The sequence below is a fragment of the Caballeronia sp. DA-9 genome (genome assembly GCF_051615025.1).
Taxonomy (GTDB): domain Bacteria; phylum Pseudomonadota; class Gammaproteobacteria; order Burkholderiales; family Burkholderiaceae; genus Caballeronia; species Caballeronia sordidicola.
In genome coordinates this window covers 2,668,834-2,687,810 of record NZ_CP195133.1, presented here as the reverse complement: position 1 = coordinate 2,687,810, position 18,977 = coordinate 2,668,834, and the positions used below count along the sequence as shown (strand labels likewise).

The 18,977-nt window shown below is 59.5% G+C and carries 20 protein-coding genes; 14 read left to right on the top strand and 6 right to left on the bottom strand.

Translation table 11 applies throughout. The features are described 5' to 3' along the window. Nucleotides 1-66 precede the first annotated feature (66 nt). Together ACRWA7_RS28600 and cysM are read left to right on the top strand one after the other, a co-directional pair. Entirely contained in the window at nucleotides 67-420 is a 354-nt protein-coding gene (locus tag ACRWA7_RS28600; protein ID WP_060856083.1) for a ComEA family DNA-binding protein, read from the top strand. Between the two features lie 169 nt (nucleotides 421-589). Then, nucleotides 590-1,492 carry a cysteine synthase CysM gene (gene cysM, locus ACRWA7_RS28595; RefSeq protein WP_060856082.1) on the top strand — a complete coding sequence of 301 codons (903 nt, stop codon included), beginning with the start codon at nucleotides 590-592 and terminating at the stop codon, nucleotides 1,490-1,492. A 78-nt stretch (nucleotides 1,493-1,570) separates the two neighbouring features. Here the strand turns inward: cysM and mltB are convergent, their stop codons facing one another. Next, nucleotides 1,571-2,755 (bottom strand): lytic murein transglycosylase B, encoded by a 1,185-nt coding sequence (gene mltB / locus ACRWA7_RS28590; RefSeq protein ID WP_060856160.1) that lies wholly within the window; start codon nucleotides 2,753-2,755, stop codon nucleotides 1,571-1,573. A gap of 321 nt (nucleotides 2,756-3,076) precedes the next feature. On the opposite strand from mltB, the gene ACRWA7_RS28585 reads away from it, so the two are divergent. Continuing rightward, nucleotides 3,077-4,000, top strand: a complete 924-nt coding sequence (locus ACRWA7_RS28585; protein WP_060856081.1) for a histone deacetylase family protein — start codon at nucleotides 3,077-3,079, stop codon at nucleotides 3,998-4,000. Between the two features lie 18 nt (nucleotides 4,001-4,018). On the opposite strand, the gene ACRWA7_RS28580 is transcribed toward ACRWA7_RS28585, so the two are convergent. Beyond that, nucleotides 4,019-4,915: an alpha/beta hydrolase gene (locus ACRWA7_RS28580; protein WP_438393800.1), complete on the bottom strand. Its 897-nt coding sequence runs from the start codon at nucleotides 4,913-4,915 to the stop codon at nucleotides 4,019-4,021. Between the two features lie 263 nt (nucleotides 4,916-5,178). Between ACRWA7_RS28580 and ACRWA7_RS28575 the strand changes: the two genes are divergently transcribed. From ACRWA7_RS28575 to ACRWA7_RS28565, 3 genes are all read left to right on the top strand, one after another. Continuing rightward, entirely contained in the window at nucleotides 5,179-5,928 is a 750-nt protein-coding gene (locus ACRWA7_RS28575) for an electron transfer flavoprotein subunit beta/FixA family protein (RefSeq protein WP_060856079.1), read from the top strand. 13 nt (nucleotides 5,929-5,941) lie between these two features. Next, a complete protein-coding gene (locus ACRWA7_RS28570; RefSeq protein ID WP_438393798.1) occupies nucleotides 5,942-6,877 on the top strand; it encodes an electron transfer flavoprotein subunit alpha/FixB family protein in 936 nt (311 codons plus the stop codon). Nucleotides 6,878-6,954: 77 nt separating this feature from the next. After that, on the top strand, nucleotides 6,955-8,745 hold the full coding sequence (locus tag ACRWA7_RS28565; protein WP_438393796.1) for an acyl-CoA dehydrogenase: 1,791 nt from the start codon (nucleotides 6,955-6,957) through the stop codon (nucleotides 8,743-8,745). Nucleotides 8,746-8,827: 82 nt separating this feature from the next. Here the strand turns inward: ACRWA7_RS28565 and ACRWA7_RS28560 are convergent, their stop codons facing one another. Next, nucleotides 8,828-10,120, bottom strand: coding sequence for a D-amino acid dehydrogenase (locus ACRWA7_RS28560; RefSeq protein WP_060856076.1), 1,293 nt, complete (start codon nucleotides 10,118-10,120; stop codon nucleotides 8,828-8,830). A gap of 149 nt (nucleotides 10,121-10,269) precedes the next feature. Here ACRWA7_RS28560 and ACRWA7_RS28555 point away from each other — a divergent pair, with 149 nt between their 5' ends. Together ACRWA7_RS28555 and ACRWA7_RS28550 are read left to right on the top strand one after the other, a co-directional pair. After that, entirely contained in the window at nucleotides 10,270-10,758 is a 489-nt protein-coding gene (locus ACRWA7_RS28555; protein WP_060856075.1) for an Lrp/AsnC ligand binding domain-containing protein, read from the top strand. A 99-nt stretch (nucleotides 10,759-10,857) separates the two neighbouring features. Next, a complete protein-coding gene (locus ACRWA7_RS28550) occupies nucleotides 10,858-11,994 on the top strand; it encodes a PA0069 family radical SAM protein (RefSeq protein WP_060856074.1) in 1,137 nt (378 codons plus the stop codon). A gap of 36 nt (nucleotides 11,995-12,030) precedes the next feature. On the opposite strand, the gene ACRWA7_RS28545 is transcribed toward ACRWA7_RS28550, so the two are convergent. After that, on the bottom strand, nucleotides 12,031-12,525 hold the full coding sequence (locus ACRWA7_RS28545; RefSeq protein ID WP_438393793.1) for an NINE protein: 495 nt from the start codon (nucleotides 12,523-12,525) through the stop codon (nucleotides 12,031-12,033). Between the two features lie 386 nt (nucleotides 12,526-12,911). Between ACRWA7_RS28545 and rpsP the strand changes: the two genes are divergently transcribed. The 6 genes from rpsP (at nucleotide 12,912) to ACRWA7_RS28515 (ending at nucleotide 17,170) form a co-directional block, all read left to right on the top strand. Further along, complete coding sequence (rpsP, locus tag ACRWA7_RS28540) at nucleotides 12,912-13,166, top strand: 30S ribosomal protein S16 (RefSeq protein ID WP_047844837.1); 255 nt, start codon at nucleotides 12,912-12,914, stop codon at nucleotides 13,164-13,166. Nucleotides 13,167-13,245: 79 nt separating this feature from the next. Then, entirely contained in the window at nucleotides 13,246-13,953 is a 708-nt protein-coding gene (rimM, locus tag ACRWA7_RS28535; RefSeq protein WP_438393790.1) for a ribosome maturation factor RimM, read from the top strand. A gap of 36 nt (nucleotides 13,954-13,989) precedes the next feature. Next, a complete protein-coding gene (gene trmD, locus ACRWA7_RS28530) occupies nucleotides 13,990-14,760 on the top strand; it encodes a tRNA (guanosine(37)-N1)-methyltransferase TrmD (RefSeq protein WP_438393787.1) in 771 nt (256 codons plus the stop codon). A gap of 136 nt (nucleotides 14,761-14,896) precedes the next feature. Further along, nucleotides 14,897-15,283, top strand: coding sequence for a 50S ribosomal protein L19 (gene rplS / locus ACRWA7_RS28525; protein ID WP_056354506.1), 387 nt, complete (start codon nucleotides 14,897-14,899; stop codon nucleotides 15,281-15,283). A gap of 132 nt (nucleotides 15,284-15,415) precedes the next feature. Continuing rightward, complete coding sequence (locus tag ACRWA7_RS28520) at nucleotides 15,416-16,117, top strand: CoA pyrophosphatase (protein WP_438393785.1); 702 nt, start codon at nucleotides 15,416-15,418, stop codon at nucleotides 16,115-16,117. Nucleotides 16,118-16,231: 114 nt separating this feature from the next. Beyond that, nucleotides 16,232-17,170, top strand: a complete 939-nt coding sequence (locus ACRWA7_RS28515; protein ID WP_060856070.1) for a CobD/CbiB family protein — start codon at nucleotides 16,232-16,234, stop codon at nucleotides 17,168-17,170. Nucleotides 17,171-17,341: 171 nt separating this feature from the next. Here the strand turns inward: ACRWA7_RS28515 and ACRWA7_RS28510 are convergent, their stop codons facing one another. Beyond that, nucleotides 17,342-18,412 carry an IS30 family transposase gene (locus tag ACRWA7_RS28510; protein WP_438393106.1) on the bottom strand — a complete coding sequence of 357 codons (1,071 nt, stop codon included), beginning with the start codon at nucleotides 18,410-18,412 and terminating at the stop codon, nucleotides 17,342-17,344. Nucleotides 18,413-18,652: 240 nt separating this feature from the next. Continuing rightward, a complete protein-coding gene (locus ACRWA7_RS28505) occupies nucleotides 18,653-18,976 on the bottom strand; it encodes a putative signal transducing protein (protein ID WP_438393782.1) in 324 nt (107 codons plus the stop codon). Nucleotide 18,977: the final 1 nt, after the last annotated feature.

Genomic DNA, 18,977 nt, shown 5'->3' with positions numbered 1-18,977 from the left:
GCCGTTTTTCTACACTGGGTCTCCCGGTCAGCGATCAGCGCGGACCGGTTTTCAAGGGAGACTCACATGATCAAGAAATTTGTTGCCGCGTTTGCGCTGGCTGTATCAATGGCGTCGGCGTTCGCTGCCGTCGATATCAACGCGGCCAATTCCGACGCCTTGCGCGGTATCAAGGGCATCGGCCCGGCAAAGGCAAAAGCCATTCTCGACGAACGCGAGGCGCACGGCCCTTTCAAGGACGCGGCCGAGCTCAGTAAGCGCGTCAAGGGAATGGGCGGCAAGACGGTCGAGAGACTGCAGGCCGAAGGGCTGACCATCGGCTCGGGCGGGGCAGCGGTAGCTGCGGCGGGAGCCGCTGGCAAACCCGCTGGGGGAACCTTAGCCAAGCCGGCTGCCGGCGCGGTTGTCGTGAAGAAGTAGTGCCGTACGCATCGGCCGGCGCGCCGGTCGGCCGATGCGGTTTTTCGCGCAGCTTTTGAGCGCATGCTCTCAATGCCTGTGCACCCCTGAGCCCAATAGGGCCGGCGGCATCAAAAGAACCCGTGGGCTACAATCAAAAGCTCTACGTTTCGCAGCAGACAAGACCGCTATGGCTTACAAAACTATTGAAGACACCATTGGCAATACGCCGCTGGTGCAACTGGTCCGGATTCCGGACGACGAAATCCGCGCGCGAAACAACGTGATCCTCGGCAAGCTGGAGGGCAACAACCCGGCGGGCTCGGTGAAGGACCGCCCGGCGCTGTCCATGATCAAGAAGGCGGAAGAGCGTGGCCGTATCAAGCCCGGCGACACGCTGATCGAATCGACCAGCGGCAACACGGGCATTGCACTTGCCATGGCGGCCGCTATTCGCGGCTACAAGATGGTGCTGCTGATGCCGGAGGATCTGTCGATTGAACGCCGCCAGAGCATGGCCGCATACGGCGCGGAAATCGTGCTCACGCCGGTGACGGGCGGCATGGAATACGCGCGCGATCTGGCCGAGCAAATGCAGCGCGACGGCAAAGGCACGATCCTTGACCAGTTTGCCAATCCTGATAATCCGGTCGCTCACTATGAGACCACGGGTCCGGAATTGTGGCGCGATACGGAAGGGCGCATTACCCACTTCGTTTCCGCAATGGGCACGACCGGCACGATCATGGGTGTATCGCAGTATTTAAAGGAGCAGAACGAAAAGATCGAGATTGTCGGCGCGCAGCCGGAAGAGGGTTCGCGTATTCCTGGCATTCGCAAATGGCCTGAAGCGTATTTGCCGAAGATCTTCGATCGTAGCCGCGTGGATCGAACGGAAAGTGTCAGTCAGGCAGCATCCGAAGCCATGGCGCGGCGGTTGGCATCGGTGGAAGGCATCTTCTGTGGAATCTCCGCCGCCGGCGCATGCGAAGTAGCGCTGCGCGTGGCGCGTCAGGTTGAGAACGCGACCATCGTGTTCGTGGTTTGCGATCGTGGCGACCGCTATTTGTCGACAGGCGTGTTTCCGGCCTGATGCCTGGTATTAGCCGAAGAAAGGACGTTAAAAAGCCCGGAAAAGTCCGGGCTTTTTAACGTCTGAATGAGGCGTCGTTCATTGCGAAGCAGATACTCCTCCACCCGCTGCCATTTGCGCCTTGACCGCTTCGCCCAGTTGATACACGGCGAGCGCGTAGAAAAAACTGCGGTTATACCGGGTCAGCACATAGAAGTTCTTTAGTCCAAGCGTGTATTCCGTCAAGCGGCCCGGCGTCGGCAAATCGACGACCGTTACGGGCGTTCCCGCTTCTGCGGAAGTATTGAGCCCTGGCTCACCCATCAGCATGCCCGCTTTCGTGAGCTGCGCGAGCGACCAGTGCGGCTCGGGCTGGCCGTCGGCTGCGGCTTGCGCAATTCCCTGACTGCCCACATCGCCGGCGATCTTCCAGACCACCGGGCGTCCGGACTCCCAGCCATGCTGTTTCAGGTAATTCGCCACGCTGCCAATGGCGTCCGCGCTGCTCGTTCGCAAATCGATATGGCCATTGCCATCGAAATCGACGGCGTATTTCACGATGCTGCTAGGCAGGAATTGCGGAATGCCGATAGCGCCGGTGTACGAGCCCAGCACCGTGGTGGGATCGATTTGCTGATCGTGTGTCCAGACCAGCAGATCCTCCAGATTCTTGCGGAATGTCGCCTGCCGTTCTTCGCGATTCGGCGTGTTGGGGTAATCGAAGGTCAGCGTGGTCAATGCGTCGAGCGCGCGGAAATTGCCCATGTAACGGCCATAGATGGTCTCCACGCCGATAATCCCGACGATCGCCTCCGGCGGCACGCCATATTGATCCGACGCACGTTGCAGCGCGGCCTGGTTCGCGCGCCAGAACTTCACGCCGGCGGCTATGCGTACCGGCTCGATGAAACGCGCCTGATAGGCACGCCAGTTCTTGGTGGCGGGCGTGGGCGAGGGCAAGACCAGCTTGACGGCGGTAGCGGAGTAGCTCACGCGGTTAAAGAGTGCGTGCAGCGAGCCGGAATCGAAGTCATAACGCGCGACGAGATCGTTGATGAACGCGTCTACATTCGGATTGTTCGCGTAGCGCTGCGGCACAATTTCTTCTTCGAAGTCTTGCCCTTGCGGCACCGCGGGTTGCGGCGAGCCTTGCGCCGCTGCCCGGCCAGTACTTAACGCGCCGAGCGCACCAGCAAGACAGGCGATTGAGATGAAGCGCGCGGTCGCACGGCGCGTGGTTCGCGCCGAAAGAGGCAAGCTGATCGAAGCAAACTTGAAGGTCATAGTGAGCGAAGTTATGGCGGAATAACGCGAGGCGCGCGGGAAATGCGCACAGTGCATACAAGATTCGGGTCAGTATAACCGACGTGTTTTCAAGGCTATCCCGAAAGCCGGCTCACGCGCGGGAGTCCGCAAACCCGTATCCAACATGCGTATTGGTTTCAGTGTGGTAACTTAACGGGAAACCGCGCGATATCGCTTCTTGCCATGGCTTGGGCAGGTCGAAGGACAGATCGAAAGGCAATCGAAGTCCCGCATCGCGTATGACAAAAACATCTGAACGTTTCGAGAGACACGCGCGGCCGTCCGGCGCGGCAAACCATCATGGCTACCGGCTTCTATACCCATCCAGATTGCCTTCTTCACGACATGGGGCCGTGGCATCCCGAGTGTCCCGCCCGTCTTCAGGCAATCGAGGACCAGTTGATTGCAGCCCGTATCGATTCGTTGATCGAGCGCGAAGAAGCGCCGTTCGCAAGCGTCGAGGATCTGGCGCGGGTTCACACACAGGCGCATATCGACTTCGTGAAGCAGACGGCGCCATTGACGGGCTACGCGGAGATCGATCCCGACACGCTGATGTCGCCCGGCTCATATCACGCGGCTCTGCGCGCAGCGGGCGCGGCGGTGGCGGCCACCGACGCCGTGATCGCCGGCACCTATGACAACGCATTTTGCAGCGTGCGCCCGCCCGGACATCACGCGGAACCGGCGCGCGCCATGGGCTTTTGTTTCTTCAACAACATAGCCATTGCAGCGCGTCACGCGCTCGAGGTGCATGGCCTGCAGCGCGTGGCGATCATCGACTTCGATGTGCATCACGGCAACGGCACCGAAGCCGCCTTTTCAGGCGATCCGCGCGTGCTCATGTGCAGCTTCTTCCAGCACCCGTTCTACCCCTACAGCGGCGCCGGTAATCACGCCCCGAACATGGTCAACCTGCCCATGCCGGCGCGTACGAAAGGCATGGCGGTGCGTGAAGCCGTCGACATGATGTGGTTGCCGAGGCTCAACGAATTCAAGCCGGAGATGATCTTCGTCTCGGCAGGTTTCGACGCGCATCGCGAGGACGATCTTGGCAACATGGGCCTGGTCGAGGACGACTATACGTGGCTGACCGAGCAGATTTGCACGGTGGCGCGGCGGCATGCCAAAGGGCGCATAGTCAGTTCGCTCGAAGGCGGCTACAACCTTTCGGCGCTCGGGCGCAGCGTGGTCGCGCATGTGCGTGCGCTGGCCGAAATTTGATGCCGCAACGGCCACGCGTCAATTCCTGTTTAGATGCAGGTCCGCGCGCACGAGCGTCCAGTCAATCAACGCCTTGATCACACGATCGCGGTCAAGATCGTTGAGCGTCTCGTGGTAGCTACCTTCCAGCATCAATAGCGTTTTGTCGGTCGAACCTGCATGGGCTTCGAATTCGCGGCTGCCGTCCGGATTCGTCAGCGCATCGTGGGTGCCGTGAAAAACGAACAGCGGCAACGTGATCGATTGCCTCCGGGCTTCAATGCGCGCCATGGCCGAGCCAATCTCCGCGACCGTGCGCGCGGGAATCGCCTGATGATGAACAAGCGGATCACGCCGGTTCGCCTCGACTACGCCGTGGGCGCGCGACAACGTTGCGGGGTCGATGGCCATCGCCGGAAAGCGCGGCATGAAGCGGCTGACGACGCCGCCCATCGCCAGTTTCCAGCGCGGCGCGCTGGCCGGCATTTTCAACGCCGCGCTCGACAGAATCAGACCCGCGAGCGTGCGGCCACTTTCCGGCAAGCGCTCGGCTGCGTACAGCGCGGCAATCGCGCCGCCCATGCTATGACCCATCAGCAGCAGCGGCACGCCGGAAGGCGTGGTCGATTGCGCTGCGCTCAGCAGGGCGTCGGTATCGAGCAGATAGTCATTGATGGAATCGATCCACACGCGCTCGCCCGGCGACCTGCCGTGACCGCGCAGATCCATTGCAATCAGTTCGATGCCCGCCGCATTCAGCCGCAGCGCCAGCGCCTCGTAACGCCGCGCATGTTCGGCCAGCCCGTGCACCAGTGCGATTCTCGCCAGCGGCTTGGGGAACGACGGGGCGGCTTCCCATCGGTGCAGAAAAAGGTCGATGCCATCGCGCGTGGCAACGCTGCTGGTGGAATACGTGCTGCGCTCGACTTTCGGCATGGCAGATCGGCTGTGTCAGGATGGCGCTGATGATAGCGTCTGCGTCGCCGAACAGGGTTTTAGAGCAAATCCCCGATTGTCTCGGAAGACAGATCGTGCGTAAATAGCACGGTCGTTCTGTAAAGAATAAGAATCTTACTGAATTCAAAAACTTGACGAGTCCTTTCGCGGCGGGTTGTCACCGTTGCGTCCTTGGCGTTCGACGACGGGAGTCACTCGTTATAATGGGACTGGTGACGTATTCGTAACTCAGGAGCGTGTGCATGAAAATCTTGGTACCAGTCAAACGCGTGGTCGACTACAACGTGAAAGTCCGGGTAAAGCCGGATGGCAGTGCAGTCGATATCGCGAACGTGAAGATGTCAATGAATCCGTTCGATGAAATCGCCGTCGAAGAAGCCGTGCGCCTGCGTGAAGCGGGCGTGGCGACCGAGGTGATCGCAGTGTCGTGCGGCGTGACGCAATGCCAGGAGACGCTGCGCACGGCCATGGCGATTGGCGCGGATCGGGCAATCCTAGTTGAATCGACTGAGGAATTGCAGCCGCTCGCGGTCGCGAAGATCCTCAAGGCGCTGGTCGATAAAGAACAGCCGCAACTGATCATCCTTGGCAAGCAGGCCATTGACGACGATTCGAACCAGACGGGCCAGATGCTTGCCGCGTTGGCTGGTTTGCCGCAGGCGACGTTTGCATCGAAGGTGACAGTGGCCGACGGCCGCGTTTCCGTTGCGCGTGAAATCGATGGCGGTTCCGAAACCTTGTCGCTGACGCTTCCCGCCGTCATCACCACGGATTTGCGCCTGAACGAGCCGCGCTACGTCACGCTGCCGAACATCATGAAGGCCAAGAAAAAGCCGATGGAAACCATCAAGCCTGCCGATCTCGGCGTGGATGTCACACCGCGTCTCAAGACGCTGAAAGTCGCCGAACCGCCGCAGCGCTCCGCTGGCGTGAAGGTGCCGGACGTGAAGACGCTGGTCGAGAAGCTGAAGACCGAAGCCAAGGTTCTGTGAGGGAGTTGAGAAAGTGACCATTCTTGTAATTGCAGAACACGACAACGCATCCATCAAGGCAGCGACGCTGAACACCATCGCGGCTGCATCGAAGATTGGGGGCGACGTGCACCTGCTCGTGGCTGGCGCGAACGCACAAGGCGCAGCCGATGCCGCCGCAAAAATCGCAGGTGTTTCGAAGGTGCTTCTGGCCGATGCGCCGCAACTCGCCGAAGGACTCGCGGAGAACATCGAGGGCACCGTGTTGCAGATTGCGAAGAACTATTCGCATATCCTCGCGCCGGCAACCGCGTACGGCAAGAACATCGCGCCGCGCATTGCAGCGCATCTGGACGTGGCGCAGATCAGCGACATCACCGCGGTGGACAGCGCCGACACGTTCGAGCGGCCAATCTACGCGGGCAACGCAATCGCGACCGTTCAATCAAGCGACGCCATCAAGGTCATCACCGTGCGCTCTACGGGCTTCGATCCAGTCTCGGCGGAAGGCGGCAGTGCGCCGGTCGAGAAAATCGAAGCTGCTGCGGACTCGGGCATCTCGAAGTTCGTGAGCCGCGAAGTGACCAAGCTGGACCGGCCGGAACTGACATCGGCGCAGATCATCGTGTCGGGCGGCCGAGGTCTTGGCAACGGCGAGAACTACACGGCTGTGCTTGAGCCTTTGGCGGACAAGCTGGGCGCGGCGCTGGGTGCATCGCGTGCTGCAGTCGACGCAGGGTTCGTCCCGAACGATTATCAGGTCGGGCAAACGGGCAAGATCGTGGCGCCGAACTTGTACGTTGCGGTGGGCATTTCGGGCGCGATCCAGCATTTGGCCGGGATGAAGGATTCGAAGGTCATCGTCGCGATCAACAAGGACGCCGAAGCGCCTATCTTCGGCGTCGCCGACTACGGACTCGTGGGCGATTTGTTCACCGTGGTGCCGGAGCTGGTGAAAGAGCTGGGCTGACTGGTTGAAGAAAGCCGGACGACAAAAAAGGGGCGACGCATGTGCGCCCCTTTTTACATCTAGTGGGGAGACAAGACATGAGCTATAACGCGCCCGTCAAGGACATGTTGTTCGTGATGAAGGAACTCGCGGACATTGAAAGCATCGCGGCGCTGCCGGGTTTCGAGGATGCCAGCCTCGAAACCGCTCGCGCCGTGCTCGAAGAAGCCGCGCGTTTCAACGGGGAAGTGGTCGCGCCGCTGAACGTTGAAGGCGACAGGAATCCGAGCGCGTGGAAAAACGGCGAAGTGATCACCACGCCGGGATTCAAGGACGCGTTTCGCCAGTTCGGCGAAGGCGGCTGGCAAGGCGTGCTGCATCCGGTCGAATACGATGGACAAGGCCTGCCGAAGCTCATCGCGACGCCGTGTATAGAAATGTTGAATGCGGCGAACCTGTCGTTCGCTTTGTGCCCGCTGCTCACCGATGGCGCTATCGAAGCGCTGCTCACCGCCGGCACCGACGAACAAAAGCAGCGCTATGTGCCAAAGCTGATTTCGGGCGAGTGGACCGGCACGATGAACCTGACCGAGCCGCAAGCGGGCTCCGATCTGGCGCTCGTGCGCACGCGCGCCGAGCCGCAAGGCGACGGCACGTACAAGGTATTCGGCACAAAAATATTCATCACCTACGGCGAACACGACATGGCGAAGAACATCGCTCATCTCGTGCTGGCGCGCACGCCGGGCGCGCCCGATGGGGTGAAGGGCATATCGCTGTTCATCGTTCCCAAGTTCCTCACCGATAAAACCGGCGCGCCCGGCGAGCGTAACGACGTGCATTGCGTATCGATTGAACACAAGCTCGGGATCAAGGCGAGCCCGACCGCCGTGCTGCAATTCGGCGACCACGGCGGCGCGGTCGGCGAGTTGATCGGCGAGGAAAATCGCGGGCTCGAATACATGTTCATCATGATGAACGCCGCGCGCTTCGCGGTCGGATTGCAGGGCGTGGCCGTTTCCGAGCGGGCTTACCAGAAGGCCGTTGCGTTTGCGAAGGAGCGCGTGCAGAGCCGGCCGGTCGATGGCTCGGCGAAACAACCGGTATCGATCATTCATCATCCCGACGTGCGCCGTATGCTGCTGACCATGCGCTCGCTGACCGAGGCGTCGCGCTCGCTCGCTTACGTGGCGGCGGCGCATTGCGACTTCGCGCACCATCATCCCGATGAAGCCACCCGCGCGAATCATCAGGCCATCTACGAATTCCTCGTGCCTATTGTGAAAGGCTGGAGCACGGAGCTTTCCATCGATGTCACGAGCCTTGGCGTGCAGGTTCATGGCGGCATGGGTTTTATCGAGGAAACGGGCGCGGCCCAGCATTATCGTGATGCCCGGATTCTTTCCATCTACGAAGGCACGACCGCGATCCAGGCGAATGACCTGATTGGCCGCAAGACCGTGCGCGACGGCGGCGCGACCGCGTTGGCGATGCTTGCGCAGATGGATCAGACCATCGCGCTTCTGACCGATCGGGAAGGGCAGGCGTTCAAGTCCATGCACCGGCACCTGAGCGCGGGCAGTCTAGCGTTGGCGCGTGTGGTCGAGTTCATGGTCGCGAAGGTGAAGAGCGACCCGAACGCGGCGTTTGCCGGCAGCGTGCCTTATCTGAAGCTCGCAGGTATTGTGCTCGGCGGATGGCAAATGGCGCGGGCGCTGCTGGTGGCATCGGATAAACGCGCCGAAGATCAGGCGTTTTACGACGCGAAGATTGCAACGGCGCAGTTCTTTGCCGAGCATGTCTTGTCGCAGGCACCGGGTATCGAGGCGTCGATTGTCAGCGGCAACGGGCAGGAAGGGTATCTTGCGTTGAACGAAGCGCAGTTCTAAATGCATTGAGTGTTGAAGCGTTGAAAAAGGCCGTCTCCTTGCAGGACGGCCTTTCTCTTTCGCCTAACGCCGCGTGGTCAAATCACGCGCGTGCGTACGCGGGTCTGCCGCTCGCACGCACCTCGCCCAAATAGCGATGCACCGACAAATCGTCGGACTGGATTGCCGGCTGCTTGCCGGACATGAGGTCGGCCAGGAGTTGGCCGGAACCACATGACATTGTCCAGCCGAGCGTGCCGTGTCCCGTGTTCAGGTAAAGGTTCGGCAGCGGCGTGCGGCCAACTATCGGCGTGCCGTCCGGCGTCATGGGACGCAGTCCGGTCCAGAACGATGCCTTTGCCGTGTCCCCGCCGCCCGGGAACAGGTCGTTCACGCACATTTCCAACGTTTCACGGCGTGCCTGGCGCAAGGAAGAATCGAAGCCGACAATCTCCGCCATTCCGCCAACGCGAATGCGGTCGTCGAAACGCGTGATTGCGATCTTGTAGGTTTCATCAAGCACGGTGGAGACCGGCGCGGCATGCTCGCTTACAACGGGCGCGGTGAGCGAATAGCCCTTCAGCGGATAAACAGGAATCTTGACGAGGTCGCCAAGCAGTTTTGTGGAGTATGAGCCGAGCGCGACCACGTAGGAGTCGCCGCGAACAAGCTCGCCGCCGCATTGGACGCCCGCGATCCGGCCGCCGCTGATCGCGAGGGCGTCAATAGGCGTGTTGTAGCGGAATTTCACGCCGAGTTGCTCGGCCATTGCGGCCAGGCGCGTGGTGAATTTCTGGCAATCGCCGGTCTCGTCGTTCGGCAGGCGCAGGCCGCCCGTCAGCTTGTGCGATACCGCCGCGAGCGCAGGTTCCGCCTTGTGCAGATCGGCCGGCATGAGCAATTCGAACGGCACATTCGCGTCGCGCAATACAGCGATGTCCTTTGCCGCACCGTCCAGTTGCTGTTGCGTCCGGAACAATTGCAGCGTGCCGCCGGTACGTCCTTCGTATTCGATGCCCGTGTCCGCGCGCAGCGCCTGCAGGCAGTCGCGGCTGTATTCGGCCAAACGGACCATTCGGCCTTTGTTCACCGAATAACGTTCTTGCGTGCAGTTTTGCAGCATCTGCCACATCCACTTCAACTGAAACGATGTTCCGTCCAGACGAATGGCAAGCGGCGCGTGTTTTTCAAACATCCATTTCACGGCCTTGAGCGGCACACCGGGCGCCGCCCACGGCGATGCATAGCCGGGCGAAATCTGTCCCGCGTTAGCGAAACTCGTTTCAAGCGCGGGTCCTGCCTCCCGGTCGATGACCGTGACTTCGTGTCCCGCCCGGGCCAGATAATAAGCGCTCGTCACGCCAACAACCCCGCTTCCCAGAATTACGACTTGCATGTCTTGCTCCGTGCAAAGTGACATTCCGCCGGTCATCGCTTCGTTTGCATGAAGCCGGGTGAGTAGCGGGTTACATAGTGGTATCGACTATAGTATTGAGAGTTCAGTAGTTTTTGTTATTGTATTTTCTTACTTTTCAGTAGAACCCAATGAGAACTCAACGGAATTCGGTACGCGAGCTGGATAAGATCGATCGGCGGATTCTGCGGATCCTTCAGCAGGATGGCCGTATCGCCATGAAGGAACTCGCCGAGCAGGTCGGGCTTTCCGTGACGCCGTGCATTGAACGCGTGAAACGCATGGAGCGCGACGACGTGATTTCGGGCTATTACGCGCGCGTGAATCCGCATCAGCTAGGGGCGTCGCTGCTGGTATTCGTGGAGATCACGCTGGATCACAAGAGCGGCAACATGTTTGAACAGTTTCGGAGGGAGGTGCAGCGGATTCCGGAAGTTCTGGAATGTCATCTCGTTTCCGGCGATTTCGACTATCTAATCAAGGCGCGGATTGGCGAGATGGCGGATTACCGGAAGCTTCTCGGCGACATCCTGTTGCAGCTTCCAGGCGCGGTGCAGTCAAAAAGCTACGTGGTCATGGAGGAAATCAAGGAGAGTCTTGCCATTGCTGTAGAGGGGTAGATCGGAGCATTGGGGAATTCGTCAACGGGGCTTGCGAGCGAGTAGATTTACTGTATATTTATACAGTATTTTTTGTCTCTCTGAACGTACACCTCGATCATGGATTCACTCGATTCGGAATATCCCGTTGCTCCGCCTGCCGCTTTTAAAGGCCGTGGCGCGGTCACGAATATTCAGGGGCGCTACGAAAAGGACGCGCGGGAGCGCATAGACGACGGCTGGACGCATACGGATCAAAACAGCGAGACGGAAGGTGCGCCGGCGCTGCGTACTCAAGTGTTCGAGGAACGTGCGAAGAGCATCCTTACGCGCAACTCATCGCCCGATATTCCATTCAGCGTGTCCTTGAACCCGTACCGCGGGTGCGAGCATGGCTGCATCTACTGTTTTGCGCGGCCGACGCATAGTTATCTGGGGTTGTCGCCGGGATTGGATTTCGAAAGCCGTATATACGCGAAGGTCAACGCCGGAGAATTGCTCCAGCGCGAACTGGACAAGCGGTCGTATCAGCCAGAACCCATCGCGCTCGGCGTCAACACGGATGCATATCAGCCTGTCGAACGTAACTTGGGTATCACAAGGCGCGTAATCGAGATTTTGAGCGAGCGTGGACATCCATTTGCGGCCATCACGAAATCGTCGCTGATCGAGCGCGACATCGACTTGCTGGCGCCAATGGCCCAAAAGGGACAGGTGATCGTCGCCGTAACCATCACCACGCTCGACGCCGACATCGCACGCACGCTCGAACCGCGCGCCGCTACGCCGGCAAGGCGGCTGCGCACAATCCGTACACTGGCCGACGCCGGCATTCCGGTCGGCGTGAGCGTCGCACCCATGATCCCGTTCGTTACGGAACCCGACATGGAACGGGTGCTGGAGGCCTGCGCCGAAGCAGGCGCGACCAGCGCGAGCTATATTGTGCTGAGGCTGCCGTGGGAAGTCGCGCCGCTATTCAAGGATTGGCTCGCGGCCCATTTCCCCGACCGGGCGGAACGCGTGATGGGGCGAGTACGCGACATGCGCGGCGGCAAGGACTACGATTCGGATTTTTCGAAGCGCATGAAAGGCGAGGGCATTTGGGCGGACATGCTCAAGCAACGCTTTCATCATGCCGCCCGCCGGCTTGGACTGAACCAGCGGCAACGCGGCATTCTGGATATGTCGGAATTTCGGCCAGGAAAGCGCATGCCGAAGCGGCCAGTCGTGGACAGTCCGCAGATGACCTTGTTTTGACGTTGGGGAAGCAAGGTCTCTCACACCCGAACAAGATTACTGAGATAGCTCCTTGGCGGCCTGAACCTGCCCTTCGAAGTAAGTCTGGAAGGTGAGCGCAAGACCTGCCATCAGCATGAACGCCCCGAACAACAGTGAGAAGATCACTATGAAGATCACAGTCCAACCGGAATCGCTGTGCTGTCCCGTTTGCGAATTGAACTGGGCATCCCATTTTTCGTCGGGCCGCAATCCGTAGACGATCGCCGACAAGAATGCCGCCAGCAGCGAAGCGGCGCCGGGCACGACGAGCACCCAGCCCAATATCGATGCGCGTTCGCTCGCGGCGAGCAGCATGTAGCCCGTGAGACCGAGCAGGATGCCCGCAATGTGCGTCCAACCGAATTTGTCGCGCAAACCATACAGATAAAAGCGATGTGCCCCAATGCTGCCGAGAAAAAAGGCAAGCGCGGCCGTCAGCGTTTTCGATCGGAAACGACCATGCGGCGCCGGGTTAGAGAGATGCGTGACAGTGGACGACGGGTTGTTCATCGGCGGCTGAAAAGAGAGTCGGTGGACACACGGGACGCGAGGGGCAATACTTTTGCGTCGAAGCGGCATTCTACGCTCGCAGCCGTTGGCCAGGCGGCGCTTACTGCTTTGCCGCGACCGGCCACGCGTAGCCGATCGTTGAAGTGCTTGCAGAAAATCTGGTCCCTTTTAATCGAACGGTCCCTAAAAAGGCGCGTCGAAACTTGTTCCAAAGCCCTGAAAAGCTCTGCATGCGGTACTTTCCGGGCGCCCGTCGCTGGCCGAACGGCACGCACCACGTCCCGTTTCATCTCGATTAATCGATGCAAGTGTTTGTTAAGGCATCGTTTTACCGCTATAATCGCGTGTTTTGGTAGTTCCGAACCCCGGTTTTCAAGGATTTCAGCATGGTTATCATCCGCTTGGCACGTGGCGGCTCCAAGAAGCGCCCGTTTTACAACATCGTCGCAACCGATTCGCGTAGCCGCCGTGATGGCCGCTTTATCGAACGCGTGGGTTTCTACAATCCGGTCGCGACCAAAGGCGAAGCCCTGCGCATCGCTCAGGATCGCCTGACGTACTGGCAAGACAACGGCGCGCAGCTGTCGCCGACGGTTGCACGTCTGGTCAAGCAATCGCAACAAGCTCAGCCGGCTGCTTAAGTGCAGCGGCCGCAGTCGATCGTTCGGGTACACGTGATCCGATCGATTCTTGCTGCCGAGGTTCGCGGGAGATTGGCTCATGTCGACGCGTGACTCCGCTTCAGACTCAGGTTTGAAAGCCGAGCGTGGCGAAAAGCCTGAAGAGAATGATGCCACGTTTGGCGCATTTGTCCGCAAGCCGGCAGCGCGCCGCGTGGCTATCGACGTTTCAGGCGAATCGGGATCTATCGACACGGTCGAAACATTGCCCGACGACGCCATTGAAGTCGGCGCCATCGTAGATGCTTACGGCCTTAAGGGTTGGGTCAAGATCGCGCCGCACGCGCATGCAGGACACGGCGGCGACGCAATGCTCGCGGCAAAACGCTGGTGGCTGGTCAAGGGAAACGAGCGCAAGGCAGTTCGCTGCCTGCAATCGAAAGTGCATAGCGACACGGTCGTCGCGCATTTTGCCGGCTGCAATGACCGCGACATGGCGTATGCGTTGCGTGGCCACAGCATCCATGTGTTGCGCAGCGACTTCCCGAAGCTTACTGGCGAAGACGAATTCTACTGGGTCGATCTGATCGGCCTGGATGTCGTGAATGAAGCGAACGTGGCCCTGGGCCAAGTTGCCGGCATGATCGACAATGGCGCGCATTCCATCATGCGTGTGGAATTTCCGACCACGGGCAAGGACGGTTCGCCCGCAACTGGCGAACGGCTGATTCCGTTTGTTGGCGTGTATGTGAAGACGGTGGATCAGGCGGCGCGCAAGATTGTCGTTGACTGGGACGCCGACTATTGATTCATCGGCCAGACCCATCACTGCAAGGAGAGAGCGATGCAGTTTGACGTCGTGACGCTCTTTCCCGAGATGTTTCGTGCGCTGACCGACTGGGGTATTACCAGCCGGGCAGTGAAGCAAGAACGGTTTGGCCTGCGCACGTGGAATCCGCGCGATTTCACCACGGACAATTACCGGACCATCGACGATCGTCCTTATGGCGGCGGACCGGGCATGGTGATGCTGGCGCGCCCTCTGGAAGACGCAATATCGGCTGCGAAAGCGGCGCAGGCAGAGCAGGGCATCAGCGGGACGCGCGTGGTGATGATGTCGCCACAAGGGAAAACGCTGGACCATGGGCGCGTGATGCAAATCGCTCAGGAGCCCGGGCTGGTCGTGCTGTGTGGCCGTTATGAAGCGATCGACCAGCGGTTGATCGATCGTGTGGTGGACGAAGAGATCAGTCTCGGCGACTTCGTTTTGTCCGGCGGCGAATTGCCGGCCATGGCGCTCATGGACGCTGTGGTGCGTCAGTTGCCCGGCGTGCTGAACGATTCGCAGTCGGCGGTGCAGGATAGTTTTGTCGATGTGCTGCTCGATTGTCCGCACTACACGCGCCCTGAAGAATATGGCGGCGTGCGCGTTCCGGATGTGCTGCTTGGCGGCCATCACAAGGAAATCGAGGCATGGCGCAGGCGTGAATCGCTTAAGAATACGCAGGAAAAGCGGCCCGATCTCATAGAAAAGGCGCGCAGGAATAAAATGTTGAGCCGTGCCGATGAGGCATGGCTTGCAAGTCTCGCCACGGAAAGGTCGAAAGCGCAGTAGGCTTCCGGCCTTGTATCAAGGCGGGACAAAGGGCGGCGCCACGCCTAAGTCAGGCAGGCGCCAGATGTGAACCCATCCTCTACCGGGGCCACCAACATGGCAAACAACTCCGGCAAGATGGCTCCAGGAGTCAGTAATGAATCTGATTGAGCAACTCGAAAAAGAAGAGATCGCGCGTGCACTCGGCGAAAAGTCGATTCCCGAATTCGCCCCCGGCGATACGGTGATCGTCAGCGTCAACGTGGTTGAAGGTACGCGCAAGCGTGTCCAGGCTTACGAAGGCGTCGTGATTTCGAAGCGTAACCGTGGTTTGAACTCGAATTTCATCGTTCGCAAGATTTCGTCGGGCGAAGGCGTCGAGCGTACGTTCCAGACCTACTCGCCGCTGCTCGCGAGCATTGTCGTGAAGCGTCGTGGTGACGTGCGTCGTGCAAAGCTGTACTACTTGCGCGAACGTTCGGGCAAGTCGGCTCGGATCAAGGAAAAGCTCGTGTCGAAAGACCGTGCTGCTGCAAAGGCGTAATCCTTGCGCTGAAAGCTGCACCGAAAAAGCACCCTCGCGGGTGCTTTTTTCATTGGTGTGGTCAAATCATGGTTTGCGCCTTCGTTCACGGCGCCTGAATCAAACCATTCCATTCAAGCAGCCAAGTCCCACGTGCCTCCGAACAAGTCGTCGACTCCCCGCATTCTCGAGCCTGAAATCCTGCCGATCGAATCGACCAGCGCAGATTTGCCGCGCGTGCGCGAAGACGTCCTGACACCGGACGGCATGCGTGCAAGGTTCGCGCAGACGCTCGACTGGACACCGGACGCACGCGACGACAAGATCAAGGCGCTGGGCGGGGACCCGCGCGTGGCGTCGGTGCTGATCGCGCTTGTGGTGCGCAACGGCGGCCTGACCGTGCTTCTCACACAACGCGCCGATCATTTGTCGAACCACGCCGGTCAGATCAGCTTTCCCGGCGGGCGCGAGGAACCCGGCGATGCCGACGCCGCGGCGACCGCGCTTCGCGAGGCGCAAGAGGAAGTCGGTCTTGAAGCCGAGCACGTGGAAGTGCTTGGCGAGTTGCCTGATTATCTGACCGGAACGGGGTTTCGCGTGACGCCGGTGGTCGCGCTTGTCCATCCTCCAATCGAACTCCATGCGGACACCCTCGAAGTTGCCGATATCTTCGAAGTCCCGCTCGCGTTCCTCATGGACCCGGCCAATCACCAGACCCGCGTGTTTCGATGGGAAGGCGGCGAGCGTCGTTTTTTTGCGATGCCTTTCACGCCGGCCGGGAACGCGTCTCCCTATTTCATCTGGGGCGCAACGGCAGGTATGTTACGCAATTTCTATCGCTTCCTCGCCGCGTGACGCGTAATGTGTCGGCACTCGAATGGCGCTTCGTCCGATGTGTCCCTCTGGCAGCATCGGTGCTGTGCTATCTTTACAAGAAATTCGTAAAACTCGAATGTCCCGGCGCATCGCATGACTTTTTTCTCTGTATTGCTGGCTCTTATCATTGAGCAATTGCGCGCGCTTTCGCCGCAGAATCCTGTTTCGGCGCTGCTTCAGTACCATGCGGAATCCGCGGCTCATGGCTTCGATGCCGGCAAGCAGCGGCATGGCGTGCTCGCGTGGCTGGTCGTCGTGCTGCCGTGGACTTTGGCCGTCGGGCTGATCTACTACGTTCTGTATCGCATCAACTTCGTGCTGGCATTCTTGTGGAACGTCGTGATCGTGTACTTCACGCTCGGGTTCCGGCAGTTCAGCCACTATTTCACCGACATCCATCTCGCACTGAATAACGACGACGTTCCGCGCGCCCGCGAGATTCTCAACGAATGGACCGGTATCGATACGCTCGATATGCCCGTCAGCGAGATTGTCCGGCATACGCTGGTTCATGCGGTCGTGGCTTCGCATCGGCATGTGTTTGGCGTGTTCTTCTGGTTTTTGATTCCTGTCGGGCCAGCGGGCGCGGTGTTGTACCGGATCGCGGAGTATCTGGCGCGGTCGTGGGTGCAGCCTACTGACGAACGCACGCCTGCGTTCTCCACTTTTGCTCAGCGGGCGTTCTTTTTTATCGATTGGGTGCCTGCACGGTTGACCGCGCTCGGGTTCGCTATTGTGGGGAATTTTGAGGACGCTATTTATGCGTGGCGTAATCACGCGAAGCAGTGGCCCGATGCTAATGAAGGGGTTCTGCTTGCTGCAGGGAGCGGGGCGCTTGGGGCCCGGCTGGCTGGACCTTTGGCCGAGCCACTTAGCGTGGAAGCTTTGGCCGTTGGCGATGCCAGCCCGCTGCCAGTCGGCGATGATTGCACGCCTCGGACTTTGCAGTCTGCAGTTGGACTTGTCTGGCGGGCTGTGATCCTGTGGATGCTTTTGTTGCTCATGCTGAGCATCGCGGTTTGGTTGGCTTAGGGTTTTGGTTTTGGTTTTGGTTTTGGTTTTGCTCGCGCTGGCGGATTGGTGGGTTGCCAACGCTTCCCTCTTCTGGGAACTTGATTTCGCTTTGGTCTATTAGCGTTGTCACTGTGCGTGGCGGCACTTCATTTCTTTTTCCAAACGGCGAAAAAGAAACGAAGGGCGCTTTCACACTCCAAGTGCAACAGCGGGGTCAATGACAATGCCGTGCTTGGCGCAGTTTTCAATAAAGACCTCACCAGGCGTGCGCCACTGGAGCGTCTTTCGAGGGCGGGTGTTCATGTTCAGCGCGATCGCATCGAGTTGTCGCTGCGAGAATACCGATAGATCGGTCGCCTTGGGTAGAAACTGGCGAAGCAGCCCATTGATGTTTTCACAGATGCCGCGTTGCCACGGACTGTGTGGATCGCAGAAGTAGATCTTGATGCCCGTCGCCTCAGCCAGCTTTTTGTGTAACGCCATTTCTTTGCCCTGGTCGTAGGTCAGGGTTTGACGCAGTCCCTGATCGAGCGGCGCGAACGCGGCACTGTAGGCTTCCAGCGCTGCCTGCGCCGTACTGCCATCGATCTTGACCAGCATCACAAACAACGTGCTGCGATCCACCAGCGTACCCACTGCCGAACGGTTAGCCAGGCCTTTGATCAGATCTCCTTCCCAGTGACCCGGGATGAGCCGGTCGTTGGCTTCGGGAGGGCGTACGTGAATACTGAGCATGTCGGAGAGCTTGCCGCGCCGGTCCTGTCCTCGCGTGCGCGGCCTGCGTGCGCCACGTCCCTGTCGCAACAGGCTGACGAGTTCCCGGCGCAACTCGCCTCGGGGCGCGGCGTAAATGGCTCGGTAAATGGTTTCATGCGAAGCGTTCAAAGCAGGCTCATCAGGGTGGGCAAGTTTGAGTGCGGCTGAGATCTGCTCGGGTGAGTGACACTTTTGCAGATACTGCCGCACTTCGGGCCACAACGCGCCGTCAACGTGCAGTTTGCGCTCGTAACGCGGTTTGCGGCGAAGCCGTCCCGCGCGTCGACCAGCACGGATCGCGCAGTAAGCGCCCGCGATCGCAGGCCGTCCTCTGTCGCCGCGCTCTTCATCGGACTTCCAGCCATTGCGCTTGAGTTCGCGGCTGATCGTACTTGGCGAACGTCGGAGCGCACGCGCGATCGCGCGCGTGCTTTCGTTGGCAAGTTTCATGGCAAATATTGAGCCACGCTCCTCAGCACTGAGTTGTTCATAGCTTTGTCCCATGCAACATATCCTATTTCAAAGGTGTTGCACTTGTACCTTGAAAACGCCAAGCAAAGAAAACGCCTTTACACCACAACCACTAAATTACCCGCTTCGCACAGATCTTTTCGTGGCACGTCTCGGCTAACGCCCCAGTCATCCACAGCCGTTGAAAAGAACCTGCTCGCCTTTTTGCGTTACCTCACACGCTTCGCTTACCAGGCCGTACCGGTTATATCGCCTGTCTATGTCTGATCCGTTTTATTCGTCATTTAGCGGGTCTCGCGCCGTTCCGCATTGCCAGCACACCGTGAATTGACCTTCCAGTAATTCGCCGCAGTGCTGGCATCGCCATGCCCTTGCATTCGCCGGACCGTTTCTCGCTCGGTCCAGTACGCCCGTTGCCAACGCCTCGTCGCGGTCGTCCAGTATCCAGATTTCTGGCGCGCACTGGTCCGCCGGAATCTCACCCATCGCACCACTCAAATACCGGTTGTGCAACTCGCACGCTATCCCCGCAGTCGTCAGCACATTCATCCAGTGATGCGCCGTGATCAAGTTCGGAGCCCGCGTCAGTTTTTTCATG